This window comes from Pseudomonas sp. (assembly GCF_051660785.1).
GTDB lineage: Bacteria > Pseudomonadota > Gammaproteobacteria > Pseudomonadales > Pseudomonadaceae > Aquipseudomonas.
Genome location: NZ_JBOFQE010000024.1, coordinates 24,608 through 50,099 on the forward strand (window position 1 = coordinate 24,608; position 25,492 = coordinate 50,099).

A 25,492-nucleotide genomic window follows, 5' to 3' on the forward strand; every position below is an offset into this window, starting at 1 on the left:
ATGTGAATAAGCTCTGTGGATAACTGCCCATGAGGGCACTGGACAAGTGGGGGCGAAACTCGGTGGATAACCTGCCTGTGGATAACTACCCATTCCACACACAGCTTATCCGACAGCGCAGCACAGGCTGACCACCGTTTTCCACCGTAGTTGTCATTCTCTGTACAGCACGAGATAGATGGGCTAAAGGCAGTTATCCACAGATGATCGGGTGCCTAGCTTTTATAAGCTTTACAGAAAAGCTTTAAATAACTTCCTTCTTTATTTTTATATCTAGCGAAGGACCTGCGGACGAGAAAAAGCCTGGATATCTATTTATAAGGAAACGCTGGTTGGAAATTGACCTAGAGGCTTGCTTTCTCTAGAATCCCCGGTCTCTTAAAACGGGGGCCATTCCGGCCCGTTGTGGACGAACCAGGTAACACGACAATGAAACGTACTTTCCAACCAAGCACTATCAAACGCGCTCGTACCCACGGTTTCCGTGCTCGCATGGCTACCAAGAACGGCCGTGCCGTTCTGTCGCGTCGCCGCGCCAAAGGTCGTGCGCGTCTGGCAGTTTGATAAGCCGGCACTGGAGGTGAGTCAGGACTTCAGTCGGGAAAAGCGTCTGCTTACTCCCCGGCATTTCAAGGCAGTCTTTGACTCCCCTACCGGCAAGGTTCCGGGGAAAAATCTCCTGCTCCTTGCGCGCAACAACGATCTCGATCACCCCCGTCTCGGGCTGGTTATCGGGAAAAAGAGCGTAAAGCTCTCCGTCGAGCGCAATCGCCTCAAACGTCTGATGCGCGAATCGTTTCGCCTGAACCAGGATTCTCTGGTCGGATGGGACATCGTTATCGTCGCGCGCAAAGGTTTGGGTGACGTAGAAAACCCCGAATTGATTCAGCATTTCGGCAAGCTCTGGAAGCGTCTGGCACGTAGCAAGCCGGTACCAGCAGTCAACACCGAAACTGTAGGGGTAGACAGTCCCGATGCGTAAACTGGCACTCGTTCCGATCCAGTTTTATCGCTATGCCATTAGTCCTCTGATGGCCAGTCACTGTCGTTTCTACCCCAGTTGTTCCTGCTACGCGTATGAAGCCATAGAAAATCATGGCCTTCTGCGCGGTGGCTGGCTGACCTTTCGTCGTTTAGGTCGCTGTCATCCGTGGAATCCCGGTGGTTATGACCCGGTTCCATCTATCCCTACCTCCCGTTCTTCTTCGATGGCCGAGTAATCATGGATATCAAACGCACGATCCTGATCGTCGCCCTGGCAATCGTGTCCTACGTTATGGTTCTTAAATGGAACCAGGACTATGGCCAGGCTGCCCTGCCGACTCAGAATGTTGCTTCCAGTACTACCGCACCGGGCCTACCGGACACGGCGACTGGCAATAATGCTTCTGTCAGTGACGACATTCCACGCGCCGCAAGTGATACCAGTGCAACTGCACCTGCTGAAACACCAGTAGCTGTAAGCAAAGATCTCATCCAGATCAAAACGGATGTGCTCAACCTGGCTATCGATCCACAAGGTGGTGATGTTGCCCAGTTGACGCTGCCGCTGTATCCACGTCGCCAGGACCATCCGGAAATTCCATTCCAGTTGTTCGATAACGGCAACGAGCGGACTTATCTGGCCCAGAGCGGTTTGATCGGTACTGATGGTCCGGACGCAAATCCGGCCGGTCGTCCGGTTTACTCCTCCGAGAAGAAGATCTACCAGTTGGCTGACGGCCAGGACCAATTGGTCGTGGACCTCAAGTTCAGCAAGGACGGCGTCAACTACATCAAGCGTTTCACCGTGAAACGTGGCCTGTACGACGTAACTGTTTCCTACTTGATCGACAACGAAAGCGCCAAGCCTTGGTCGGGTGCGATGTTTGCCCAGCTGAAGCGTGACGCCAGCTCCGATCCTTCTTCCAGCACTGCCACCGGCACCGCGACTTACCTGGGCGCCGCCCTGTGGACAAGTAACGAGCCGTACAAGAAAGTGTCGATGAAGGACATGGACAAGGCTCAGCTGAAAGAAACCGTTAACGGTGGTTGGGTTGCCTGGTTGCAGCACTACTTCGTGACCGCATGGATTCCGGCGAAGGGCGAAAACAACGTCGTCCAGACCCGTAAAGACAGCAAAGGCAACTACATCATCGGCTACACCGCTCCGGCAGTGACCGTTGCACCAGGTGCAAAAGCTGAAGTCAGCGCTGTTCTGTACGCCGGCCCGAAAAGCCAGGCTGTGCTGAAAGAGTTGTCCCCAGGTCTGGAATTGACCGTCGACTACGGCATTCTGTGGTTCATTGCCCAGCCAATCTTCTGGCTGCTGCAACACATCCACGCGCTGATCGGTAACTGGGGCTGGTCGATCATCTTCCTGACCATGCTGATCAAAGGGATTTTCTTCCCGCTGTCGGCTGCCAGCTACAAATCCATGGCACGCATGCGTGCAGTGGCACCGAAACTGGCCGCGCTGAAAGAGCAACATGGCGATGACCGGCAGAAAATGTCGCAAGCCATGATGGAGCTGTACAAGAAAGAGAAGATCAATCCGCTGGGTGGTTGCTTGCCAATCCTCGTGCAGATGCCGGTTTTCCTTTCGCTGTACTGGGTTCTGCTGGAAAGCGTTGAAATGCGCCAAGCGCCGTTCATGCTGTGGATTACTGACCTGTCGATCAAGGACCCGTTCTTCATTCTGCCGATCATCATGGGTGCAACCATGTTCATCCAGCAGCAGTTGAACCCGACTCCTCCGGATCCGATGCAGGCCAAGGTGATGAAGCTGATGCCAATCATCTTCACCTTCTTCTTCCTGTGGTTCCCGGCTGGTCTGGTGCTGTACTGGGTAGTGAACAACTGCCTGTCCATCGCCCAACAGTGGTACATCACGCGTAAAGTCGAAGCGGCTACTAAAGCAGCTGCCTGATTTACACTGTGGATAACCACTCAAAACGCCCCCTAGTGGGGCGTTTTGCTATCTGTCACTTTTGTCTGGATACCGGTTTATGAGCGTTCCTCGTGAAACCATCGCAGCTGTCGCCACCGCTCAAGGGCGTGGCGGTGTGGGCATCGTCCGTATTTCCGGGCCGTTGGCGAGCATTGCCGCCAAGGCGATCAGCGGTCGCGAACTCAAACCCCGCTTTGCCCACTACGGCCCGTTTCTCAATGAAAACGAAGAGGTGCTGGACGAAGGCATCGCGCTGTATTTCCCGGGACCGAACTCCTTCACCGGCGAAGACGTGCTTGAACTGCAGGGTCACGGCGGGCCGATCGTTCTGGATATGTTGCTCAAACGTTGCCTGGAATTGGGCTGTCGTCTGGCCCGGCCAGGTGAATTCAGTGAGCGTGCATTCCTCAATGACAAACTCGATCTGGCGCAGGCGGAAGCCATCGCCGACTTGATCGAGGCAAGTTCTGCACAGGCTGCGCGAAACGCGCTGCGTTCGTTGCAGGGCGCATTCTCCCAACGTGTGCATAACCTTACCGAACAGTTGATTGGCCTGCGCATCTACGTCGAGGCGGCCATCGATTTCCCGGAAGAAGAAATCGACTTCCTGGCTGACGGCCACGTACTGGCGATGCTCGACAAAGTGCGCGATGAATTATCCACAGTGCTTCGCGAAGCCGGGCAAGGTGCCTTGCTGCGCGATGGGATGACCGTGGTTATTGCCGGCCGGCCGAATGCTGGCAAGTCCAGCCTGCTGAATGCCTTGGCCGGTCGAGAAGCCGCGATCGTGACCGAGATTGCCGGCACCACCCGGGACATTCTTCGCGAACATATCCACATCGATGGCATGCCGTTGCACGTCGTCGACACCGCTGGTCTGCGGGATACCGATGATCAGGTGGAAAAAATCGGCGTCGAGCGGGCGTTGAAAGCCATCGGCGAGGCAGATCGCGTGCTGCTGGTGGTCGATGCAACCGCTCCTGAGGCACTTGATCCGTTCGCTTTATGGCCGGAGTTCCTCGAAATCCGACCGGATCCGGCCAAAGTCACGCTGATTCGTAACAAGGCTGATCTGACTGGCGAAGCCATCGCCCTGGAAGTCAGTGACGATGGCCACGTCACCATCAGCCTGAGTGCCAAGTCCGCAGGCGAGGGCCTGGAATTGCTGCGCGATCACCTCAAGGCCTGCATGGGCTACGAACAGACTTCGGAAAGCAGCTTCAGCGCACGCAGACGTCACCTTGAGGCATTGCGACATGCCAGCGCATCCCTTGAGCATGGCCGTGCACAGTTGACCTTGGCGGGCGCCGGTGAACTGCTGGCCGAAGATTTACGCCAGGCTCAGCATTCTTTGGGTGAAATCACCGGTGCCTTCAGCTCCGATGACCTGTTGGGACGCATTTTTTCCAGCTTCTGCATCGGTAAATAGTCCTTCCGTAGTTCACAGACAGGCCATTAGGGCCTGTCTGTTCCCTCCCTTTTCCTAAATCTTCCTCCAGCGCTGAGCAGATTCTTTCTGCTTGAGTGGATTTCCGTGTGCGGAATCTACTCGATCAGCTGTTTTCTGTGGATTAAGCCCTGTGAGTAACTGCCACTAAGGGCAGTTGATAACAGGGCCTTAAAACTGAAGATAACGTCCCCTGTGGATAACCACCCCTTTCATCCACAGGCTTAAACCGGTTATCCAACGGCCTCATTGGCACATGGTCACAGGGTTTTGAATCTCTGTACATATTGAATGTAAAGGCCTGTAGAGATCTATCCACAGAAAGGTGCCTCAGTAGAAATAAACATAAAAACAAAGATTTAATAAATTTCTCTCTTTTTAATTTCTATAACCCAGACTTCTCCACAGCTGGTTAAATTTTGTGCAGAGGGTTCTTTAGGAAGGGCGAAGTCCCTATACTTGCCGACCAGGTATAGAAACCTGAGCTCAAACTATTCCTGATTACCTGACTGAAGCAGGCACGAGGTGCGTGGTGGATTTCCCTTCCCGTTTTGAAGTGATCGTCATCGGCGGCGGTCATGCCGGTACCGAGGCAGCACTGGCCTCAGCACGTATGGGTGCGAAAACCCTGTTGCTGACGCATAACGTGGAAACCCTCGGTGCCATGAGTTGCAACCCTGCCATTGGCGGGATCGGCAAAAGCCATCTGGTGAAAGAAATTGATGCCCTTGGCGGCGCGATGGCCATGGCTACCGACAAAGGTGGTATTCAATTTCGCGTTTTGAACAGCCGCAAAGGCCCCGCCGTGCGTGCAACTCGCGCTCAGGCAGACCGGGTTCTGTACAAGGCCGCTGTCCGCGAAGCATTGGAAAACCAGCCGAACCTGTGGATATTTCAACAAGCTGCTGATGACCTGATCGTCGAACAGGAACAAGTGCGCGGTGTTGTCACCCAAATGGGCCTGCGTTTCCTCGCAGATTCCGTGGTGTTGACCACTGGCACTTTCCTCGGTGGACTTATCCACATAGGCATGCAGAATTATTCCGGCGGTCGCGCCGGCGATCCGCCATCGATCGCCCTGGCTCGTCGTCTTCGTGAATTGCCACTGCGGGTGGGTCGCCTGAAAACCGGTACACCACCGCGTATCGACGGTCGTTCCGTGGATTTCTCGGTCATGACCGAGCAAGCAGGCGATACGCCGATTCCAGTGATGTCGTTCATGGGCTCCAAAGAGCAGCATCCGAAACAGGTGAGCTGCTGGATTACCCATACAAACGCCCGCACCCACGAAATCATTGCCGCGAACCTCGATCGTTCGCCGATGTATTCCGATGCAGGGCAGATTGAAGGCATCGGCCCGCGTTATTGCCCGTCGATCGAAGACAAGATCCACCGCTTTGCCGACAAGGAAAGCCACCAGGTCTTCATCGAGCCGGAAGGTTTGACGACGCATGAGCTGTACCCGAACGGGATATCCACATCCTTGCCGTTCGACGTGCAATTGCAGATCGTGCAATCGATCCGCGGCATGGAAAACGCGCACATTGTTCGCCCGGGCTACGCCATCGAATACGACTACTTCGACCCGCGTGACCTGAAGTACAACCTCGAAACCAAAGTCATCGGCGGTCTGTTTTTCGCTGGGCAAATCAACGGCACCACCGGTTACGAAGAGGCCGGCGCCCAAGGTTTGTTGGCCGGAGCCAACGCCGCACTGCGTGCACAGGGCAAAGACGCCTGGTGTCCGCGTCGCGACGAGGCGTACATCGGAGTATTGGTCGACGACCTGATCACCCTTGGTACCCAAGAGCCCTACCGGATGTTCACCTCCCGCGCCGAGTACCGCTTGATCCTGCGCGAAGACAACGCCGACCTGCGTCTGACTGAAAAAGGTCGCGAATTGGGACTGGTCGATGACGCGCGTTGGGCGGCGTTCTGCAAGAAACGCGAGAGCATCGACGTGGAAGAGCAGCGTCTGAAAAGTACCTGGGTCCGCCCGGGCACCGAGCAGGGCGATGCAATTTCCGAGAAGTTCGGTACGCCGCTGACCCACGAATACAATTTGCTCAATCTGCTGAGCCGTCCGGAAATCGACTACGCTGGTTTGATCTCCGTCACCGGTGGTGGCGCAGAAGATCCACAAGTCGCCGAGCAGGTTGAAATCAAGACCAAATACGCCGGTTACATCGATCGTCAGCAGGATGAAATCGCTCGTCTGCGGGCAAGCGAGGACACAAAACTGCCTGTGGATATCGATTACACAAACATTTCCGGTCTCTCCAAAGAGATTCAGAGCAAGCTCGGTGCGACCCGTCCAGAGACCTTGGGCCAGGCGTCACGTATCCCGGGCGTCACGCCGGCAGCGATTTCGCTGTTGATGATTCATTTGAAAAAACGCGGCGCGGGCCGTCAGTTGGAGCAAAGCGCTTGAGTTCGTTGGTCACCTCGCAACATGCCGAAGAGTTATCCACAGGTGCCCGCCAGCTCGGTGTCACGCTGACAGAAGCCCAGCACACGCAATTGCTGGGCTATCTGGCCCTGTTGATCAAATGGAACAAGGCTTACAACCTGACTGCCGTGCGTGATCCGGACGAAATGGTCTCCCGTCACCTGCTCGACAGTTTGAGCGTGATGTCTTTCGTCGAGAACGGTCGCTGGCTGGACGTTGGCAGCGGCGGCGGCATGCCTGGTATTCCGTTGGCCATCCTGTTTCCAGAGTCGCAAGTGACCTGTCTGGACAGCAACGGCAAGAAAACCCGCTTCCTGACCCAAGTCAAACTCGAACTCAAACTGGATAACCTGCAAGTTATCCACAGCCGTGTCGAATCTTTCCAGCCTGCGCAGCCATTCAACGGGATCATTTCCCGGGCGTTCAGCAGCATGGAGAATTTCAGTAACTGGACTCGCCACTTGGGCGACGCCGATACACGCTGGCTGGCAATGAAGGGCGTTCATCCGGCCGATGAGCTGGTAGCATTGCCCGCAGACTTCCACCTCGATAGCGAACACGCCCTGGCCGTACCTGGTTGCCAAGGCCAACGCCATCTGCTGATACTGCGCCGCACGGCATGATTGGGAACACAAGCAAGAATGGCTAAGGTATTCGCGATAGCGAACCAGAAAGGTGGTGTGGGTAAAACCACCACCTGCATCAACCTCGCAGCGTCCCTGGTCGCTACCAAGCGCCGGGTGCTGTTGATCGATCTCGATCCACAGGGCAACGCCACCATGGGTAGCGGTGTGGATAAACACGGACTGGAAAACTCGGTCTACGACCTGCTCATCGGTGAGTGCGACCTGGCCCAGGCCATGCACTACTCCGAGCACGGCGGTTACCAGTTGTTGCCGGCCAACCGTGACCTGACCGCAGCCGAAGTGGTTCTGCTGGAAATGCAGATGAAGGAAAGCCGCTTGCGCAGTGCATTGGCGCCGATCCGTGAAAACTACGATTACATTTTGATCGACTGCCCACCGTCGCTGTCGATGCTGACGCTGAACGCACTGGTCGCAGCAGACGGGGTAATTATCCCCATGCAATGCGAGTACTTCGCGCTCGAAGGGTTGAGCGACCTTGTGGATAACATCAAGCGCATCGCTGAATTGCTCAACCCGAACCTGAAAGTCGAGGGCCTGTTGCGGACCATGTATGACCCGCGCCTGAGCCTGATGAACGACGTTTCGGCGCAGCTCAAGGAACACTTCGGCGAGCAGTTGTACGACACAGTCATCCCACGCAATATCCGTCTGGCCGAAGCACCCAGCTACGGCATGCCGGCACTGGCCTACGACAAAGCATCGCGTGGCGCTATCGCCTATCTGGCATTGGCCGGCGAGCTGGTTCGTCGTCAACGCAAAAACTCACGCACCGCCGCCGCTCAGCCAACTTAAGGAATCCCCATGGCCGTCAAGAAACGAGGTCTCGGACGTGGACTGGATGCACTGCTGAGTGGTCCGACTGTCAGCTCGCTGGAAGAACAAGCGGTGCAGGCCGATCAGCGTGAGCTGCAGCACCTGCCTCTGGACCTGATCCAGCGCGGCAAATACCAGCCGCGTCGGGACATGGATCCCCAGGCGCTGGAAGAGCTGGCGCAGTCGATCAAGGCCCAGGGCGTGATGCAGCCGATCGTGGTGCGTCCGATCGGCAGCGGTCGCTTCGAAATCATTGCCGGTGAACGTCGCTGGCGTGCCAGCCAGCAGGCTGGCCAGGAAACCATCCCGGCGATGGTTCGCGATGTGCCGGATGAAACCGCGATCGCCATGGCGCTGATCGAGAACATCCAGCGTGAAGACCTCAATCCCATCGAAGAAGCCGTGGCCCTGCAGCGTTTGCAGCAGGAATTCCAGCTGACTCAGCAACAAGTGGCCGAAGCCGTGGGCAAATCCCGCGTGACCGTGGCCAACCTGCTACGCTTGATCGCGTTGCCGGAAGTTATCAAAACCATGCTGTCGCACGGTGACCTGGAAATGGGTCACGCACGTGCTTTGCTCGGTTTGCCGGAGAATCAACAGGTTGAAGGGGCGCGACATGTTGTCGCACGGGGGCTGACGGTACGCCAGACTGAGGCACTGGTTCGCCAGTGGTTGAGTGGCAAACAGGAGCCTGCCGAACCGGTCAAACCGGACCCGGATATCGCCCGACTCGAGCAGCGCCTGGCCGAACGCCTAGGCTCTGCGGTGCAGATCCGCCACGGAAAGAAGGGGAAAGGGCAGTTGGTCATTGGTTACAACTCCCTCGATGAGCTTCAGGGTGTGCTCGCGCACATTCGCTGAAACATTTCCTCATGTAGCGTGCAGTCGGAAATCACTACCTGACAGTTGAATAGGGGCAGAACCGCCCCTATACTCTGCGCGCATTTTGTCGGCACAAATTATGCCAAGTTATTGAATTCTGGCAGCCGATCATTGGGGAGCAAAAACGATGGAGAGCCGCACGCCAAACCGCTTGCCGTTCCATCGCCTGGCAGTTTTTCCGGTCTTGATGGCTCAATTTGTCGTTTTGGTACTGGCCGCTTTGGCGCTCTGGTACTGGCATGGAGTCGTAGCCGGATACTCGGGACTCTGCGGAGGCCTGATAGCCTTGCTGCCCAATGTTTATTTCGCTCACAGGGCATTTCGGTTTTCCGGCGCCCGAGCAGCCCAAGCCATCGTCCGGTCTTTTTATGCCGGTGAGGCGGGCAAACTGATTTTGACGGCAGTGCTCTTTGCATTGACGTTCGCAGGTGTGAAGCCATTGGCGCCGCTAGCAGTATTCGGCGTCTTCGTGTTGACCCAACTGGTCAGCTGGTTCGCGCCCCTGCTGATGAGAACAAGACTTTCGAGACCTTAGGGCGTTTGAGGCAACCATGGCAGAGACAACCGCTTCGGGCTATATCCAGCACCACTTGCAGAACCTGACCTTCGGTCAGCACCCAACTGGCGGGTGGGGTTTTGCCCACACCGCAGCAGAAGCTAAAGAAATGGGCTTCTGGGCTTTCCACGTCGATACCCTCGGCTGGTCGGTCGCGTTGGGTCTGATTTTCGTTCTTCTTTTCCGCATGGCGGCAAAGAAGGCGACTTCCGGTCAGCCTGGTGCTTTGCAGAACTTCGTTGAAGTATTGGTCGAATTCGTCGATGGCAGCGTGAAAGACAGCTTCCATGGCCGTAGCCCGGTGATTGCACCGTTGGCACTGACCATCTTCGTCTGGGTCTTCCTGATGAACGCGGTCGACCTGATTCCGGTCGACTGGATTCCTCAGCTGGCCATCCTGATCACTGGTGATGCGCACATTCCGTTCCGTGCCGTATCAACCACTGACCCGAACGCTACCCTGGGCATGGCCCTGTCGGTGTTCGCGTTGATCATTTTCTACAGCATCAAGGTCAAGGGTATCGGCGGCTTCATTGGCGAACTGACCCTGCACCCGTTCGGCAGCAAGAACATCTTCGTTCAAGCCCTGCTGATTCCGGTGAACTTTCTGCTGGAGTTCGTGACACTGGTGGCCAAGCCTATTTCGCTGGCACTGCGTCTGTTCGGCAACATGTACGCCGGCGAACTGGTCTTCATTCTGATTGCTGTGATGTTCGGCAGCGGTCTGCTCTGGCTTAGCGGCCTGGGCATAGTTCTGCAGTGGGCGTGGGCTGTGTTCCACATCCTGATCATCACCCTGCAGGCGTTTATCTTCATGATGCTGACCATCGTTTACTTGTCGATGGCGCACGAAGAGAACCATTAAGACCAGTCTCGACTAGTCTGATGTCCCACCCGGTCAAACGGGTGGGTGCCCGAACAGGGCTATGAAACGATTTGTTTTACCGCTTTAAAATCTAAAAAACCTAAACCATACGACGTAAAAGTCGGGAGGAAAGATGGAAACTGTAGTTGGTCTAACCGCTATCGCTGTTGCACTGTTGATCGGCCTGGGCGCACTGGGTACCGCAATTGGTTTCGGCCTGTTGGGCGGCAAGTTCCTGGAAGGCGCAGCGCGTCAGCCAGAAATGGTTCCAATGCTGCAAGTTAAAATGTTCATCGTTGCCGGTCTGCTCGACGCCGTAACCATGATCGGTGTTGGTATCGCTTTGTTCTTCACTTTCGCGAACCCATTCGTTGGTCAACTCGCTGGCTAATTACTCGAACCTTCGAGTAATTGGTGTGATGTGCAACGAACGAGCGAGGTGTTGGCGTGAACATTAATGCAACCCTGATTGGCCAGTCCGTTGCGTTCTTCATTTTTGTACTGTTTTGCATGAAGTTCGTGTGGCCTCCGGTCATCGCGGCTTTGCACGAACGTCAGAAGAAGATCGCGGATGGACTGGACGCTGCCGCCCGAGCAGCTCGCGACCTGGAGCTGGCCCAAGATAAAGCGGGTCAGCAACTGCGCGAAGCAAAAGCTCAGGCAGCCGAAATCATTGAGCAAGCCAAGAAACGCGGTAACCAGATCGTTGAAGAGGCTGTTGAAAAAGCCCGTATCGACGCTGACCGTGTGAAGGTTCAGGCTCAGGCCGAGATCGAGCAGGAACTGAACAGTGTCAAAGACGCGCTGCGTACCCAACTGGGTAGCCTGGCAGTCTCCGGCGCCGAGAAGATCCTGGGTTCCACAATCGATCAAAACGCGCACGCGGAGCTGGTAAACAAACTGGCTGCTGAAATTTAAGCGAGGGCGATCATGGCAGAATTGACCACGTTGGCCCGACCTTACGCTAAGGCAGCCTTCGAGCACGCCCAGGCCCACCAGCAACTGGCCTCTTGGTCAGCCATGCTCGGCCTGGCTGCAGCAGTGTCGCAAGACGACACTATGCAGCGCGTGCTCAAGGCCCCGCGACTGACGAGCGCAGACAAGGCCGCCACGTTTATTGACGTGTGCGGCGACAAGTTTGATGCCAAGGCACAGAACTTCATTCACGTCGTTGCCGAAAACGACCGTCTCCCGCTGTTGCCGGAGATTGCCGCTCTGTTTGACCTGTACAAGGCCGAACAAGAGAAGTCGGTAGACGTTGAAGTGACCAGTGCTTTTGCATTGAACCAAGAACAGCAAGACAAACTCGCCAAGGTTCTCAGTGCACGACTCAACCGGGAAGTGCGCCTGCAAGTCGAGGAAGACAAATCCCTTATTGGGGGCATTGTCATCCGCGCCGGCGACCTGGTTATCGATGGCTCGGTTCGCGGCAAACTCGCGAGCCTTGCCGAAGCATTGAAATCTTGAGTTTGAAGGGGCAGCAGAGCAATGCAGCAACTCAATCCTTCCGAAATAAGTGAAATTATCAAGGGCCGCATCGACAAGCTCGATGTGACCTCCCAAGCCCGTAACGAAGGCACTGTCGTCAGCGTATCTGACGGTATCGTGCGGATTCACGGTCTGGCCGACGTCATGTACGGCGAGATGATCGAGTTTCCGGGCGGCGTCTTCGGTATGGCTCTCAACCTGGAGCAAGACTCCGTAGGTGCCGTTGTATTGGGCTCCTACCAGTCTCTGGCTGAAGGCATGAGCGCCAAGTGCACCGGCCGCATCCTCGAAGTTCCGGTTGGTAAGGAACTGCTGGGTCGCGTAGTCGACGCACTGGGTAACCCGGTTGACGGCAAAGGTCCGCTGAACAACACCGAGACCGATGCGGTCGAGAAAGTTGCTCCAGGCGTGATCTGGCGTAAGTCGGTAGACCAGCCTGTACAGACTGGCTACAAGGCTGTCGATGCCATGATCCCTGTCGGCCGTGGCCAGCGTGAGCTGATCATCGGTGACCGTCAGATCGGTAAAACCGCTCTGGCGATCGACGCGATCATCAACCAGAAAGACAGCGGCATTTTCTGCGTCTACGTGGCAATCGGTCAGAAACAATCGACCATCGCCAACGTGGTTCGCAAGCTGGAAGAAAACGGCGCACTGGCTAACACCATCGTCGTGGCAGCGAGCGCTTCGGAATCTGCAGCACTGCAATTCCTGGCACCGTACTCCGGTTGCACCATGGGTGAATTCTTCCGCGACCGCGGTGAAGACGCGCTGATCGTTTATGACGATCTGTCCAAGCAAGCAGTGGCTTACCGCCAGATTTCCCTGCTGCTGCGCCGTCCACCAGGCCGTGAAGCTTACCCAGGCGACGTGTTCTATCTCCACTCCCGTCTGCTGGAGCGCGCATCCCGCGTTTCGGAAGAATACGTAGAGAAGTTCACCAACGGCGCAGTGACCGGCAAAACCGGTTCCCTGACCGCACTGCCGATCATCGAAACCCAGGCTGGCGACGTTTCCGCGTTCGTTCCGACCAACGTGATTTCCATCACCGACGGTCAGATCTTCCTGGAATCGGCCATGTTCAACTCCGGGATCCGTCCTGCTGTGAACGCCGGTGTTTCGGTATCCCGTGTGGGTGGTGCCGCTCAGACCAAGATCATCAAGAAGCTCTCCGGTGGTATCCGTACCGCTCTGGCTCAGTACCGTGAACTGGCGGCATTCGCCCAGTTCGCTTCTGACCTGGACGAAGCGACCCGTAAGCAACTTGAGCATGGTCAGCGCGTTACCGAGCTGATGAAGCAGAAGCAATACGCACCAATGTCGATCGCTGACATGGCGCTGTCGCTGTATGCCGCTGAGCGTGGGTTCCTGACTGACGTTGAAATCGCCAAGATCGGCAGCTTTGAACAAGCGCTGATTGCTTTCTTCAACCGCGATCACGCCGATTTGATGGCGAAGATCAACGTGAAGGGTGACTTCAATGACGAAATCGACGCTGGCATGAAAGCCGGTATCGAGAAGTTCAAGGCCACCCAAACCTGGTAAGCCGCAGCGGGGGCCGAAAGGCTCCCGCTTGCTAACCTGATAGGTGTTACATGGCAGGCGCAAAAGAGATTCGCAGTAAGATTGCGAGCATCAAAAGCACGCAAAAGATTACCAGCGCCATGGAAAAAGTGGCGGTCAGTAAAATGCGCAAGGCACAAATGCGCATGGCTGCTAGCCGTCCTTATGCGGAGCGCATCCGCCAGGTTATTGGCCATTTGGCCAACGCCAACCCGGAATATCGCCACCCGTTCATGATCGAGCGTGAAATCAAGCGCGTCGGTTATGTCGTAGTGAGCAGTGACCGTGGTCTGTGTGGTGGCTTGAACACCAACCTGTTCAAGGCCCTGGTCAAGGACATGGCGGTAAACCGCGAAAACGGCGTCGAGATTGATCTGTGTGTTGTTGGTAGCAAGGGTGCGGCTTTCTTCCGCAACTTCGGCGGTAACGTCGTAGCAGCTATCAGCCACCTGGGTGAAGAGCCGTCGATCAATGACCTGATCGGCAGCGTCAAGGTGATGCTGGATGCCTACCTGGACGGCCGTATTGACCGCCTGTCCGTGGTGTCCAACAAGTTCGTCAACACCATGACGCAAACGCCTACCGTGGAGCAGTTGATTCCACTGGTGGCAACCCCGGATCAAGGACTCAAGCACCACTGGGATTATCTGTACGAACCGGACGCCAAAGAGCTGCTTGACGGCTTGATGGTCCGTTACGTGGAGTCGCAGGTCTACCAGGCGGTGGTCGAGAACAACGCGGCTGAACAGGCTGCGCGGATGATCGCGATGAAGAACGCTACCGACAACGCCGGTGATTTGATCAGCGATTTGCAGCTGGTCTACAACAAGGCGCGTCAGGCTGCGATCACCCAAGAGATCTCGGAAATCGTCGGCGGCGCTGCCGCGGTTTAACGGTTCAAATATTCAGAGGATCCAGCTATGAGTAGCGGACGTATCGTTCAAATCATCGGCGCCGTTATCGACGTGGAATTTCCACGCGACAGCGTACCGAGCATCTACAACGCGCTGAAAGTAGTGAGCGCGGCTGAAACCACCCTGGAAGTTCAGCAACAGCTGGGCGACGGCGTGGTTCGTACCATTGCGATGGGTTCCACCGAAGGCTTGAAGCGCGGTCTGGAAGTCACCGACTCCGGCGCAGCCATCTCCGTACCGGTCGGTAAAGCGACTCTGGGCCGGATCATGGACGTTCTGGGCAACCCGATCGACGAAGCTGGTCCGATCGACACCGAAGAGCGCTGGGGCATTCACCGTCCTGCGCCAACCTTCGCTGAACAAGCGGGCGGCAACGACCTGCTGGAAACCGGCATCAAGGTTATCGACCTGGTTTGCCCGTTCGCCAAGGGTGGTAAAGTCGGTCTGTTCGGTGGTGCCGGTGTAGGCAAGACCGTAAACATGATGGAATTGATCCGTAACATCGCCATCGAGCACAGCGGTTATTCCGTGTTCGCCGGTGTGGGTGAGCGTACTCGTGAGGGTAACGACTTCTACCACGAGATGAAGGATTCCAACGTTCTGGACAAAGTGGCACTGGTTTACGGTCAGATGAACGAGCCGCCGGGTAACCGTCTGCGCGTAGCACTGACCGGCCTGACCATGGCCGAGAAGTTCCGTGACGAAGGTAACGACGTTCTGCTGTTCGTCGACAACATCTATCGTTACACCCTGGCCGGTACTGAAGTATCCGCACTGCTGGGCCGTATGCCTTCCGCAGTAGGTTACCAGCCGACCCTGGCCGAAGAGATGGGTACTCTGCAAGAGCGCATCACTTCGACCAAAAACGGTTCGATCACTTCGATCCAAGCGGTATACGTACCTGCGGATGACTTGACTGACCCGTCGCCAGCGACCACCTTCGCCCACTTGGACGCCACCGTCGTTCTGTCCCGTGACATCGCTTCCCTGGGTATCTACCCAGCGGTCGATCCACTCGACTCGACTTCGCGCCAGCTGGACCCGAACGTAATCGGCCAGGACCACTACGACACCGCTCGCGGCGTACAGTATGTTCTGCAACGTTACAAAGAACTGAAGGACATCATTGCGATCCTGGGTATGGACGAGCTGTCGGAAGCCGACAAGCAGTTGGTAAACCGTGCTCGTAAGATCCAGCGTTTCTTGTCGCAGCCGTTCTTCGTGGCTGAAGTCTTCACTGGTGCATCGGGTAAATACGTTTCCCTGAAAGACACCATTGCTGGCTTCAAAGGCATCCTCAACGGTGACTACGACCACCTGCCAGAACAAGCGTTCTACATGGTCGGCGGCATCGAAGAAGCGATCGAGAAAGCCAAGAAACTGTAATCCCGGCGCCCGGCAACGGGCGCTCATTTAGGTTGAGGCAATCAGATGGCTATGACAGTCCATTGCGATATCGTCAGCGCGGAAGGAGAAATCTTTTCCGGTCTGGTCGAGATGGTGGTTGCGCACGGTGCTCTGGGTGATCTTGGTATCGCCCTGGGTCACGCGCCGCTGATCACCAATCTCAAGCCGGGTCCGATCCGCCTGATCAAGCAGGGCGGGGAAGAGGAGGTGTACTACATCTCCGGTGGTTTCCTCGAGGTTCAGCCGAACATGGTCAAGGTTCTTGCCGACACCGTGCAACGTGCTGCCGACCTGGACGAAGCCTCCGCTCAGGAAGCCGTTAAGGCTGCCGAGAAGGCCTTGCATGAGCGGGGCGCGGAATTCGATTACGGTTCTGCTGCCGCACGTCTGGCCGAGGCCGCAGCTCAGCTGCGCACCGTCCAGCAGATCCGCAAGAAGTTTGGCCACTAATAGGCCATTGCTTGTTGCGCGATTGATTAAAAAGGGTAGCCTCGGCTACCCTTTTTTCTTTTCCGACTTTTATAACCTGGTCGCAGCCGCTGACCACCCAGGATTGGTAGCCAGTCATGTCTCTTGAAATCGTTATCCTCGCTGCCGGCCAAGGCACTCGCATGCGTTCGGCGTTGCCAAAAGTCCTGCACCCGATTGCCGGCAACTCGATGCTTGGCCATGTTATCCACAGCGCCCGACAACTTGATCCACAGCGCATCCACGTGGTGATCGGCCATGGCGCCGAAGCGGTGCGGGAGCGTCTGGCGGCGGACGATCTGAATTTCGTCCTGCAGGACCAGCAGCTGGGTACCGGTCATGCGGTGGCTCAGGCCGTGCCGTTCATCGAGTCCGACACCGTTCTGATCCTGTACGGTGACGTGCCGTTGATTGAAGTGGAAACTCTGCAACGCCTGCTCAAGAAAGTGGCGCCGCAGCAGCTGGGTTTGCTCACCGTCGAGCTGGATGACCCGACCGGTTATGGCCGTATCGTCCGCGATGCCGCCGGCAAGGTCACGGCCATCGTCGAGCAGAAAGACGCCAACGAAGCCGAGCGCGCGATCACTGAAGGCAACACCGGCATCCTGGCGTTGCCTTTCGCGCAACTGGGCAGTTGGATGAGCCGTCTCTCCAATAACAATGCTCAGGGCGAGTACTACCTGACCGACGTGATTGCGATGGCAGTCAGCGATGGTTTGGTAGTGGCCACCGAGCAACCCCACGACGCCATGGAAGTGCAGGGCGCCAACGATCGCAAGCAGCTCGCTGAGCTCGAGCGCCATTATCAGCTGCGCGCCGGTCGCCGTTTGATGGCGCAAGGTGTGACCCTGCGTGACCCGGCGCGTTTCGACGTGCGTGGCGAAGTCACTGTCGGCCGCGATGTGCTGATCGACATCAACGTGATCCTCGAAGGCAAGGTCGTCATTGAAGATGACGTGGTGATCGGTCCGAATTGCGTGATCAAGAACAGCACCCTGCGCAAAGGCGTGGTGATCAAGGCCAACAGCCATATCGAAGGCGCGATCCTGGGTGAGGGCAGCGATGCCGGCCCATTCGCACGCTTGCGTCCAGGCACAGTGCTTGAGGCTCGCGCGCATGTGGGTAACTTCGTCGAGCTGAAAAACGCTCATCTGGGCGAAGGCGCCAAGGCCGGTCACCTGACGTACCTGGGTGATGCCGAGATCGGCGCGCGTACCAACATTGGCGCGGGCACCATCACCTGCAACTACGACGGCGCCAACAAATGGAAGACCGTGTTGGGTGAAGATGTGTTCATCGGTTCCAACAACTCGTTGGTGGCACCTGTGGATATCTCTTCAGGTGCGACGACGGCGGCCGGTTCGACCATTACCCAGAATGTGGATAACGCACAATTGGCGGTGGGTCGTGCACGTCAGAAGAATATTGATGGCTGGAAACGGCCGGTGAAGATCAAGAAGAGCTGAGTTATCCACACAGCGTTTTCAGGTTTTAGTGATACACAGCCTGATTGATCGTCATTGCGGGCAAGCCCGTTCTCACAAGGTTTGCAAGACCTTGTGAGAGCGGACTTGCCCGCGATGCTTTTATCCACAGATATTTTTCTTGCGCAGGCTTGACGAAGTTTCACCGATAGGTTTTGATTGCTTACGTTATCTTTCGAATCGAAACTTATCAGATCATGTCGAAACGCAATACACCCCAACGTCGCCACAACATTCTCGCCTTGCTCACTGAGCAGGGTGAAGTCAGTGTGGATGAGCTGGCCAAGCGCTTCGAAACTTCTGAAGTTACGGTTCGCAAGGACTTGGCCGCGCTTGAAAGTAATGGTCTGTTGCTGCGCCGCTATGGCGGAGCGATCACCATGCCTCAGGAGCTGGTCGCCGACATTGGTCAACCGGTCTCCAAATACAAGCAGGCCATTGCCCGTGCCGCTGTTACGCGGATTCGCGAGCATGCGCGGATCATCATCGACAGCGGCAGCACCACCGCCGCCATGATTCCGGAACTCGGCCAGCAGCCGGGACTGGTGGTGATGACCAATTCCCTGCACGTTGCCAATGCCTTGAGCGAACTCGAACACGAACCGGTGCTTTTAATGACCGGTGGCACCTGGGACCCGCATTCAGAGTCCTTTCAGGGGCAGGTCGCCGAGCAAGTACTACGCTCTTACGACTTCGACCAGTTGTTCATCGGTGCCGATGGCATCGATCTGGTTCGCGGTACCACCACCTTCAATGAATTGCTGGGTCTGAGCCGGGTCATGGCTGACGTCGCCCGCGAAGTGATCGTGATGGTGGAGGCCGACAAGATCGGCCGCAAGATTCCCAACCTGGAGCTGCCCTGGAGCAGCGTCCATACCCTTATTACAGATGATCGCCTGCCGTCCGCGGCGCGCGATCAGATTCAGGCCCGCGGCATCAATTTGATTTGCGCGGCTGTCAGTCAGGAGAAATAGCATGTGTGGAATTGTCGGCGCAGTCGCAGAACGTAACATTACCGCCATCCTGCTCGAAGGTCTTAAACGCCTGGAATACCGTGGCTATGACAGCGCCGGTGTGGCGGTCTTCACCAACGACGAAAAGCTTGAGCGCACGCGTCGTCCGGGCAAGGTCAGCGAGCTGGAACTCGCCCTTGAAGCCGAACCGCTGGTCGGTCGCCTCGGCATCGCCCACACCCGTTGGGCCACACACGGTGCGCCGTGCGAGCGCAACGCTCACCCGCATTTCTCCGGCGACCTGGCCGTGGTGCACAACGGCATCATCGAAAACCACGAAGCCCTGCGCGAACAGCTGAAGGCCTTGGGTTATGTGTTCACTTCGGACACCGACACCGAAGTCATCGCTCACCTGCTCAACCACAAACTCAGGGACCTGCGCGATCTGACCGTGGCCCTCAAAGCCACCGTTAAAGAACTGCACGGTGCTTATGGTCTGGCGGTAATTAGTGCTGATCAACCTGATCGTCTGGTTGCAGCTCGCAGCGGTAGCCCGTTGGTGATTGGCCTGGGCCTGGGTGAAAACTTCCTCGCTTCCGATCAGTTGGCCCTGCGTCAGGTCACCGACCGCTTCATGTACCTGGAAGAAGGCGATATCGCCGAAATTCGCCGCGACAGCGTGAGCATCTGGGACGTCAACGGCCAAGTCGTCGAGCGTGAAGCCGTGCAGTATCGCGACGGTGCAGAAGCGGCTGACAAAGGCGAGTTCCGCCACTTCATGCTCAAGGAAATCCACGAGCAACCGGCCGTGGTTCAACGCACCCTCGAAGGTCGCCTGGGCCCGAACGGTGTCCTGGTTCAGGCTTTCGGTCCACAGGCTGCCGAGCTGTTCGCCAAAGTGCGCAACGTACAGATCGTCGCCTGCGGCACCAGCTACCACGCCGGTATGGTTGCCCGTTACTGGCTCGAAGAACTGGCCGGTATCCCGTGCCAGGTCGAAGTGGCCAGCGAATTCCGCTACCGCAAAGTCGTGGTGCAGGCAGACACCCTGTTCGTCACCATTTCCCAGTCCGGCGAAACCGCCGACACCCTGGCCGCCTTGCGCAACGCCAAGGAACTGGGCTTCCTCGCCAGCCTGGCGATCTGCAACGTCGGCATCAGCTCGCTGGTGCGTGAATCCGACCTGACCCTGCTGACTCAAGCCGGTCGCGAAATCGGCGTGGCCTCGACCAAAGCCTTCACCACCCAATTGGTCGGCCTGCTGTTGCTGACCCTGTCCCTGGGCCAGGTTCGCGGCACCTTGGCCAAAGGTGTCGAAGCGACCTTGGTTGAAGAACTGCGTCGTCTGCCAACCCGTCTGGGCGAAGCCCTGGCGATGGACAGCACCGTGGAGAAAATCGCCGAGCTGTTCGCCGAAAAGAACCACACCCTGTTCCTCGGTCGTGGCGCGCAATTCCCGGTGGCGATGGAAGGCGCCCTGAAACTCAAGGAAATCTCCTACATCCACGCTGAAGCTTACCCGGCGGGCGAACTCAAGCACGGCCCGTTGGCGCTTGTGGATAACGACATGCCCGTGGTCACCGTGGCGCCGAACAACGAACTGCTGGAGAAGCTCAAGTCCAACCTTCAGGAAGTCCGCGCCCGTGGCGGCGAACTGATTGTCTTCGCAGACGAAAAGGCTGGTATGACCAACGGCGAAGGCACCCACGTGGTGCAAATGCCGCACATCCACGACATCCTGTCGCCGATCCTATACACCATCCCGCTGCAGTTGCTGTCGTACTACGTGGCGGTGTTGAAAGGCACGGACGTTGACCAGCCGCGGAACCTGGCTAAGTCGGTGACGGTGGAATAAGTTATCCACAGCTGACTGAACACTAAAAATCGCAGCCTATGGTTGCGATTTTTTTTATCCAAAGAAGGACATTGCCCGATGGACAGATTCCAGGAAATGCAGGTCTTCGCCGCCGTCGCCAAGGAGCAAGGCTTCTCGGCGGCGGCGCGGCGTTTGGGGATGTCGGCAGCCAGCGTCACTCGAGCAGTAGCAGCGCTGGAGAAGCGCATCGGCACGCAATTGCTGACGCGCACTACTCGCAGTGTGTACTTGAGCGAGGCGGGGCAGCGTTATCTGGAGGACTGTCGGAGGATTCTGACTGAGGTGCAGGAAGCGGAGGATTCGGCGGCGGGCAGTCACGCGCAACCCCGTGGGCAATTGACGATTACCGCGCCGGTATTGTTCGGGGAGTTATTTGTCACGCCGGTGATGGTTGATTATCTGGCGCAGTTTCCAGAGGTCAGCATCAATGCGCTGTTGCTTGATCGGGTGGTCAGTGTCGTCGAAGAGGGTATCGATGTAGCGGTGCGCATCGGCGATTTGCCTGACAGTAATCAGCATGCGATTCGGGTCGGCGAAGTGCGGCGGGTGATTTGTGGTTCCCCAGCGCTGATCGCAGCCCATGGTCAGCCCTTGCATCCGCAGGATCTGGTGCAGGCGCCGATTATTGCGACATCGGCCACGGGCCAGTTACGCAACTGGCCGTTCCTTGAAAATGGCGAACCGTTGACGGTGCGCACAGAGGCTCGGCTGGTGGTCACCGCCAATCAGGCTGCCATCACGGCCGCCTGTCTGGGCCTGGGATTCACCCGTGTGTTGTCTTATCAAGTCGCGGGAAAGGTGGCGGCGGGTGAGTTGCAAATCATCCTGGCCGAATTCGAGTTGGCGCCGTTACCGATTCATGTGATTTATCAGGGCGGGCGTAAAGCGCCAGCGCGAGTGCGCAGTTTTGTCGACTTCACGGTGAAGGCTCTGCGCGAGCATCCAGCCTTGAAGAACTAGGCGTTATTGCGCCAGTTGAAATAATGGATTGCATTTGCTGGTTATTCTTTTGTTTCGGTAGCAGGTGGAAGATGACAACCCATCGGCGCCCACTCCTTCCAAACGGCGCCTCCATTTAGCGGAGTCGACCATGCAAGCCATCAAACTCTACAACTTTCCTCGCTCTGGCCATGCTCACCGTGTGGAGCTGATGCTGTCCCTGCTGCAATTGCCGACCGAGGTGATCTTTGTCGATCTGGCCAAAGGCGCACACAAGCAGCCGGATTACCTGGCACTCAATCCGTTTGGTCAGGTGCCGGCGATTGATGACCAAGGTGTAGTGCTGGCCGATTCCAATGCGATCCTGGTTTACCTGGCGCAGAAATACGGCAACGGTCGCTGGCTGCCGGCTGACCCGGTCGGTGCGGCCAGGGTTCAGCGCTGGTTGTCGGTCGCCGCTGGACCGATTGCCTTTGGCCCGGCAAGAGCGAGGTTGATCACAGTGTTTGGTGCGTCTTACAACGCCGAAGAAGTGATCGCTTATTCCCATACCTGGCTCAAAGTGATCAATCAGGAACTGGCCGCCACGCAATACCTTGTCGGCGACGAACCAACCATCGCCGATGTCTCGGCCTACAGCTACATCGCCCATGCTCCCGAAGGCAACGTGTCGCTGGACGACTACGCCAACATCCGTGCCTGGCTGGCGCGTATCGAAGCCTTGCCAGGGTTTGTCGGCATGCCGCGCACCGTCGCCGGTTTGCAAAAAACTGCCTGATGTTCACGGCCCGACTCAGTCGGGCCGTTCTTGTTGCGCGATGAGCGCAGGGGAGAAGCCGTTATGGACCGTTCACCTTGGCACGCTGGCGAGAAACAGTTGCAGGCTCACGTGGGTGTGGCCGAGCGAATGGACACATTAGGGCGTAGGGTGATTCGCGGCGAGATGCCGGATCAGCACCGTCAGTTCTATCAGCAACTGCCGTTCATGCTGTACGGCGCGGTGGATACTGACGGTAACCCTTGGGCCAGTATTCTTGAAGGGCCGCCGGGTTTTGCTCACTCTCCAGCACCTGCGCTGTTGCAGTTCGCCAGCCTGCCCGGCAGCGATGACCCTGCGCAATTGCAAGAGGGCGCGGCGATCGGTCTGCTCGGTATCGAGCTGCACACCCGGCGTCGCAACCGTATGAATGGCCGAGTCGGCGCTGTCACCGAGAGCGGTTTCGGGGTGACTGTTGAGCAGTCTTTCGGCAATTGCCCGCAATACATTCAACTGCGCCAGTTTCGTTCGGTGGCCTTGGCGGATCCGGCGACCCGTGTTCCGCAACACCTCAATGCGCTGGATGACGCGGCCCAAGCCATGATCGCCAGCGCCGATACCTTCTTTGTCGCCAGTTATGTGGACGTCGACGGTCAACGCTCGGTGGACGTTTCTCATCGGGGCGGCCAGGCCGGTTTCGTCCAGGTGGAAGGCAATCGCCTGACCATCCCGGACTTCGCCGGCAACCTGTTCTTCAACACCTTGGGCAACCTGCTGATTAATCCTCGTGCCGGTCTGTTGTTCATCGACTTCAATACGGGCGACCTGCTGCATCTCAGTGGCCGCGCTCAAGTCATCCTCGAAGGCCCGCAAGTCGAAGCCTTTCAAGGGGCTGAGCGGTTGTGGACATTCGACGTGGAGCGAGTGGTACGTCGGCCCGCAGCTTTGGCCTTGCGCTGGCGCTTTGACGGCGTCTCACCCACCAGTTTGCTGACCGGCACCTGGGCGCAGGCGAATGCACGCCTGCAAGCCAAGGCCCTGGGCGATCATTGGCGGCCGCTGCGGGTGGCGCGGATCGAGCGGGAAAGCCACAACATCCGCTCGATCTATCTGGAGCCTGCCGATGGCGCCGGGTTGCCGGTGTTTCAGGCCGGGCAGCATTTGCCCCTGCGATTCAACATTGCCGGCGAGGTGCATATCCGCACGTACAGCCTGTCGAGCGCACCGTCCGATGACTTTTTCCGCATCAGTGTGAAGCGCGACGGGGTGGTGTCTTCGCACCTGCATGAGCAGATCCGGGTCGGCGATGTGCTGGAAGCGCGGGCGCCTCAGGGGCATTTCACCGTGGCGCCCAATGAGCGGCGGCCGCTGGTGCTGTTGGCTGCGGGTGTCGGCATCACGCCGCTGCTGTCGATGGTGCGTGAGGTTGTTTATCAAGGCCTGCGCACGCGGGGCATCCGTCCGACCTGGTTTTTCCAGAGTTCGCGAACCCTGGCCGATCAACCGTTTCGTCCTGAGCTGGACCGTTTGCTTGATGGCCTCGGTGACGCGGTGCGCGTGCTGCGGTTACTCAGTCAGCCGGAGCCGGATGCCCGCGAGGGTGAAGATTTTGACCTGACCGGGCGCATCGACGCCGATTTGCTCAAGACGATTCTTGAGGTGCAAGACTACGACCAGGTGGATTTCGTCCTCTGCGGTCCGGGCAGTTTTACCCAAGGGCTGTACGACAGCTTGCGGGACATGGACATTCGCGACTCAAGGATTCACGCCGAAACCTTTGGTCCGTCGACGCTGCGACGCACGCCGGACCCGGACGCCGTGGTTATCGAGCAACCACCGGCCGCCATCGTTTCGGTACCCGTGGTGTTCCAGCGCTCGGCAAAAGAGGCACGCTGGCAGCCGGAGGGCGGCAGTTTGCTGGAGTTGGCGGAAAGCCGTGGATTGCGCCCGGAATTCAGCTGCCGCGGTGGTTCCTGCGGGACCTGCAAGACTCGCCTGATCAGCGGGGAGGTGAATTATCCACAGCCCCCGGCGGAAGTGCCTGATGCGGGAGAAGTGCTGATTTGCTGCGCGGTGCCGGCGCAAGGTTCGCAGCCGTTGGTACTGGATCTGTAACCAATCAGGAATGCACAGAAGATCCCCTGTGGGAGCGAGCCTGCTCGCGATAGCGGTGTGTCAGGCAACTTCAATGTTGAATGTTAAACAGCCATCGCGAGCAGGCTCGCTCCCACATTGGGGCCGATGTTGGACTGAAAATTACTGCAGACGTCCTACAGACTTGCATGTTCCGGGGGACGATTCCGACACGTTCTAGCGGTTGTTGTGTTGGAAGTCGGGGGGATAGGCTTTGAACGTCGCTGCACATCAGCGACCGGGCGTCGCAGTCCGTTCAGTTCATTTGGTGCATAATCGCCAGCCCAAACCACAGCGCTTCGATGCTAGTCGTTTTGCTTAATGGTGGCTGTGCGCGGGATACCTTCGGGTATGCCGAGTTTCCGAATGGCTCGGTCTGCGACCCCGCGTACAGCTGCCTCCTTCACATCGCGTCGCAGCGATCAGTGGCAGCCAAACCTTTCATTCGGAGTGTCACCATGTTCAAAGAAACACCCAATCCCCCGGAAACCGACGACGTTCCCCCTTACGAATCCATCGATTCCAAAAAACTCAACGAAGCCGCAGAACGCGCGCTCGATCACTACCTAAACCCCGCAGCCCTTAAATCCCCTGTCGCCCGCAAACCCAGCACGATGTTTGTGATCGCACCGGATATCAAAGACGAAGACCTGCTGGCCCACACCTGCGAGTCATTGGCCCAGGCCAGTGTGATGGCGAGTGATTTCGCGGGGTATCTGGAAGGCCCGAACCGGCACACGGCGATGGCGATTCAACAGATCGTCATGCTGGCTGAGTTGGCGGTGAACCGGATGCTGGATAACGTCGCCATACCAAACCCCGCGCCGCACCGCTAATCCCCTGTGGGAGCGAGCCTGCTCGCGATGGCGGTGTATCAGTCGACATCCATGCTGGATGACACACCGCTATCGCGAGCAGGCTC

25 protein-coding genes are annotated in these 25,492 nt (G+C 57.4%); all 25 read left to right on the top strand.

The genetic code is table 11. The annotated features are described in order from the left end of the window. The first annotated feature begins 429 nt into the window (after positions 1–429). The gene (rpmH, locus tag ACRC4F_RS06305) at positions 430–564 is read left to right on the top strand and encodes a 50S ribosomal protein L34 (RefSeq protein WP_003213577.1); all 135 of its coding nucleotides are present in this window, start codon (positions 430–432) and stop codon (positions 562–564) included. A 16-nt stretch (positions 565–580) separates the two neighbouring features. After that, a complete protein-coding gene (gene rnpA / locus ACRC4F_RS06310; protein WP_003187205.1) occupies positions 581–982 on the top strand; it encodes a ribonuclease P protein component in 402 nt (133 codons plus the stop codon). After that, positions 975–1,220, top strand: a complete 246-nt coding sequence (gene yidD / locus ACRC4F_RS06315) for a membrane protein insertion efficiency factor YidD (protein WP_052966011.1) — start codon at positions 975–977, stop codon at positions 1,218–1,220. Before rnpA ends, yidD begins: the two co-directional genes overlap by 8 nt. Before the next feature lie 2 nt (positions 1,221–1,222). Then, positions 1,223–2,908: a membrane protein insertase YidC gene (yidC, locus tag ACRC4F_RS06320; protein ID WP_438658568.1), complete on the top strand. Its 1,686-nt coding sequence runs from the start codon at positions 1,223–1,225 to the stop codon at positions 2,906–2,908. A 79-nt stretch (positions 2,909–2,987) separates the two neighbouring features. Then, positions 2,988–4,358 (top strand): tRNA uridine-5-carboxymethylaminomethyl(34) synthesis GTPase MnmE, encoded by a 1,371-nt coding sequence (gene mnmE, locus ACRC4F_RS06325; protein WP_438658569.1) that lies wholly within the window; start codon positions 2,988–2,990, stop codon positions 4,356–4,358. 550 nt (positions 4,359–4,908) lie between these two features. Further along, positions 4,909–6,807, top strand: coding sequence for a tRNA uridine-5-carboxymethylaminomethyl(34) synthesis enzyme MnmG (mnmG, locus tag ACRC4F_RS06330; protein ID WP_438658570.1), 1,899 nt, complete (start codon positions 4,909–4,911; stop codon positions 6,805–6,807). Next, entirely contained in the window at positions 6,804–7,448 is a 645-nt protein-coding gene (gene rsmG, locus ACRC4F_RS06335; protein ID WP_438658571.1) for a 16S rRNA (guanine(527)-N(7))-methyltransferase RsmG, read from the top strand. Before mnmG ends, rsmG begins: the two co-directional genes overlap by 4 nt. An 18-nt stretch (positions 7,449–7,466) precedes the next feature. Beyond that, positions 7,467–8,264: a ParA family protein gene (locus ACRC4F_RS06340; protein ID WP_438658572.1), complete on the top strand. Its 798-nt coding sequence runs from the start codon at positions 7,467–7,469 to the stop codon at positions 8,262–8,264. 9 nt (positions 8,265–8,273) lie between these two features. Then, positions 8,274–9,146, top strand: a complete 873-nt coding sequence (locus ACRC4F_RS06345; protein WP_008027541.1) for a ParB/RepB/Spo0J family partition protein — start codon at positions 8,274–8,276, stop codon at positions 9,144–9,146. A gap of 148 nt (positions 9,147–9,294) precedes the next feature. Beyond that, positions 9,295–9,702: a F0F1 ATP synthase subunit I gene (locus tag ACRC4F_RS06350; RefSeq protein ID WP_150630636.1), complete on the top strand. Its 408-nt coding sequence runs from the start codon at positions 9,295–9,297 to the stop codon at positions 9,700–9,702. Positions 9,703–9,718: 16 nt separating this feature from the next. Continuing rightward, positions 9,719–10,588: a F0F1 ATP synthase subunit A gene (gene atpB / locus ACRC4F_RS06355; protein WP_017341701.1), complete on the top strand. Its 870-nt coding sequence runs from the start codon at positions 9,719–9,721 to the stop codon at positions 10,586–10,588. Positions 10,589–10,721: 133 nt separating this feature from the next. Next, the gene (atpE, locus tag ACRC4F_RS06360) at positions 10,722–10,979 is read left to right on the top strand and encodes a F0F1 ATP synthase subunit C (protein WP_002555987.1); all 258 of its coding nucleotides are present in this window, start codon (positions 10,722–10,724) and stop codon (positions 10,977–10,979) included. 56 nt (positions 10,980–11,035) lie between these two features. Then, positions 11,036–11,506 (top strand): F0F1 ATP synthase subunit B, encoded by a 471-nt coding sequence (locus ACRC4F_RS06365; protein ID WP_131059033.1) that lies wholly within the window; start codon positions 11,036–11,038, stop codon positions 11,504–11,506. Positions 11,507–11,518: 12 nt separating this feature from the next. Next, the gene (locus ACRC4F_RS06370) at positions 11,519–12,055 is read left to right on the top strand and encodes a F0F1 ATP synthase subunit delta (protein ID WP_109626976.1); all 537 of its coding nucleotides are present in this window, start codon (positions 11,519–11,521) and stop codon (positions 12,053–12,055) included. 21 nt (positions 12,056–12,076) lie between these two features. Continuing rightward, a complete protein-coding gene (gene atpA, locus ACRC4F_RS06375) occupies positions 12,077–13,621 on the top strand; it encodes a F0F1 ATP synthase subunit alpha (RefSeq protein WP_008007884.1) in 1,545 nt (514 codons plus the stop codon). 50 nt (positions 13,622–13,671) lie between these two features. After that, positions 13,672–14,532 (top strand): F0F1 ATP synthase subunit gamma, encoded by an 861-nt coding sequence (gene atpG, locus ACRC4F_RS06380; protein ID WP_438658573.1) that lies wholly within the window; start codon positions 13,672–13,674, stop codon positions 14,530–14,532. A gap of 27 nt (positions 14,533–14,559) precedes the next feature. After that, the gene (atpD, locus tag ACRC4F_RS06385) at positions 14,560–15,939 is read left to right on the top strand and encodes a F0F1 ATP synthase subunit beta (protein ID WP_008155715.1); all 1,380 of its coding nucleotides are present in this window, start codon (positions 14,560–14,562) and stop codon (positions 15,937–15,939) included. A 45-nt stretch (positions 15,940–15,984) separates the two neighbouring features. Next, positions 15,985–16,410, top strand: a complete 426-nt coding sequence (locus tag ACRC4F_RS06390; protein ID WP_010465460.1) for a F0F1 ATP synthase subunit epsilon — start codon at positions 15,985–15,987, stop codon at positions 16,408–16,410. A gap of 116 nt (positions 16,411–16,526) precedes the next feature. Then, positions 16,527–17,894: a bifunctional UDP-N-acetylglucosamine diphosphorylase/glucosamine-1-phosphate N-acetyltransferase GlmU gene (glmU, locus tag ACRC4F_RS06395; protein ID WP_438658574.1), complete on the top strand. Its 1,368-nt coding sequence runs from the start codon at positions 16,527–16,529 to the stop codon at positions 17,892–17,894. A 212-nt stretch (positions 17,895–18,106) separates the two neighbouring features. Continuing rightward, positions 18,107–18,886 (top strand): DeoR/GlpR family DNA-binding transcription regulator, encoded by a 780-nt coding sequence (locus ACRC4F_RS06400; protein WP_438658581.1) that lies wholly within the window; start codon positions 18,107–18,109, stop codon positions 18,884–18,886. A gap of 1 nt (position 18,887) precedes the next feature. Further along, entirely contained in the window at positions 18,888–20,720 is a 1,833-nt protein-coding gene (glmS, locus tag ACRC4F_RS06405; protein WP_438658575.1) for a glutamine--fructose-6-phosphate transaminase (isomerizing), read from the top strand. Between the two features lie 78 nt (positions 20,721–20,798). Further along, entirely contained in the window at positions 20,799–21,701 is a 903-nt protein-coding gene (locus ACRC4F_RS06410; protein ID WP_438658576.1) for a LysR family transcriptional regulator, read from the top strand. 130 nt (positions 21,702–21,831) lie between these two features. Beyond that, complete coding sequence (locus tag ACRC4F_RS06415; protein WP_438658577.1) at positions 21,832–22,458, top strand: glutathione S-transferase family protein; 627 nt, start codon at positions 21,832–21,834, stop codon at positions 22,456–22,458. A gap of 63 nt (positions 22,459–22,521) precedes the next feature. Beyond that, positions 22,522–24,552, top strand: a complete 2,031-nt coding sequence (locus ACRC4F_RS06420; protein WP_438658578.1) for a pyridoxamine 5'-phosphate oxidase family protein — start codon at positions 22,522–22,524, stop codon at positions 24,550–24,552. 476 nt (positions 24,553–25,028) lie between these two features. After that, a complete protein-coding gene (locus ACRC4F_RS06425) occupies positions 25,029–25,406 on the top strand; it encodes a DUF6124 family protein (protein WP_438658579.1) in 378 nt (125 codons plus the stop codon). Positions 25,407–25,492: the final 86 nt, after the last annotated feature.

Bases quoted from the DNA above. Each gene is read 5' to 3' on its own strand.
- rpmH (WP_003213577.1), top strand. From the start codon at position 430: ATGAAACGTACTTTCCAACCAAGCACTATCAAACGCGCTCGTACCCAC.
- yidD (WP_052966011.1), top strand. From the start codon at position 975: ATGCGTAAACTGGCACTCGTTCCGATCCAGTTTTATCGCTATGCCATT.
- yidC (WP_438658568.1), top strand. From the start codon at position 1,223: ATGGATATCAAACGCACGATCCTGATCGTCGCCCTGGCAATCGTGTCC.
- mnmE (WP_438658569.1), top strand. From the start codon at position 2,988: ATGAGCGTTCCTCGTGAAACCATCGCAGCTGTCGCCACCGCTCAAGGG.
- ACRC4F_RS06340 (WP_438658572.1), top strand. From the start codon at position 7,467: ATGGCTAAGGTATTCGCGATAGCGAACCAGAAAGGTGGTGTGGGTAAA.
- ACRC4F_RS06345 (WP_008027541.1), top strand. From the start codon at position 8,274: ATGGCCGTCAAGAAACGAGGTCTCGGACGTGGACTGGATGCACTGCTG.
- ACRC4F_RS06350 (WP_150630636.1), top strand. From the start codon at position 9,295: ATGGAGAGCCGCACGCCAAACCGCTTGCCGTTCCATCGCCTGGCAGTT.
- atpB (WP_017341701.1), top strand. From the start codon at position 9,719: ATGGCAGAGACAACCGCTTCGGGCTATATCCAGCACCACTTGCAGAAC.
- atpE (WP_002555987.1), top strand. From the start codon at position 10,722: ATGGAAACTGTAGTTGGTCTAACCGCTATCGCTGTTGCACTGTTGATC.
- ACRC4F_RS06370 (WP_109626976.1), top strand. From the start codon at position 11,519: ATGGCAGAATTGACCACGTTGGCCCGACCTTACGCTAAGGCAGCCTTC.
- atpA (WP_008007884.1), top strand. From the start codon at position 12,077: ATGCAGCAACTCAATCCTTCCGAAATAAGTGAAATTATCAAGGGCCGC.
- atpG (WP_438658573.1), top strand. From the start codon at position 13,672: ATGGCAGGCGCAAAAGAGATTCGCAGTAAGATTGCGAGCATCAAAAGC.
- atpD (WP_008155715.1), top strand. From the start codon at position 14,560: ATGAGTAGCGGACGTATCGTTCAAATCATCGGCGCCGTTATCGACGTG.
- ACRC4F_RS06390 (WP_010465460.1), top strand. From the start codon at position 15,985: ATGGCTATGACAGTCCATTGCGATATCGTCAGCGCGGAAGGAGAAATC.
- glmU (WP_438658574.1), top strand. From the start codon at position 16,527: ATGTCTCTTGAAATCGTTATCCTCGCTGCCGGCCAAGGCACTCGCATG.
- glmS (WP_438658575.1), top strand. From the start codon at position 18,888: ATGTGTGGAATTGTCGGCGCAGTCGCAGAACGTAACATTACCGCCATC.
- ACRC4F_RS06410 (WP_438658576.1), top strand. From the start codon at position 20,799: ATGGACAGATTCCAGGAAATGCAGGTCTTCGCCGCCGTCGCCAAGGAG.
- ACRC4F_RS06415 (WP_438658577.1), top strand. From the start codon at position 21,832: ATGCAAGCCATCAAACTCTACAACTTTCCTCGCTCTGGCCATGCTCAC.
- ACRC4F_RS06420 (WP_438658578.1), top strand. From the start codon at position 22,522: ATGGACCGTTCACCTTGGCACGCTGGCGAGAAACAGTTGCAGGCTCAC.
- ACRC4F_RS06425 (WP_438658579.1), top strand. From the start codon at position 25,029: ATGTTCAAAGAAACACCCAATCCCCCGGAAACCGACGACGTTCCCCCT.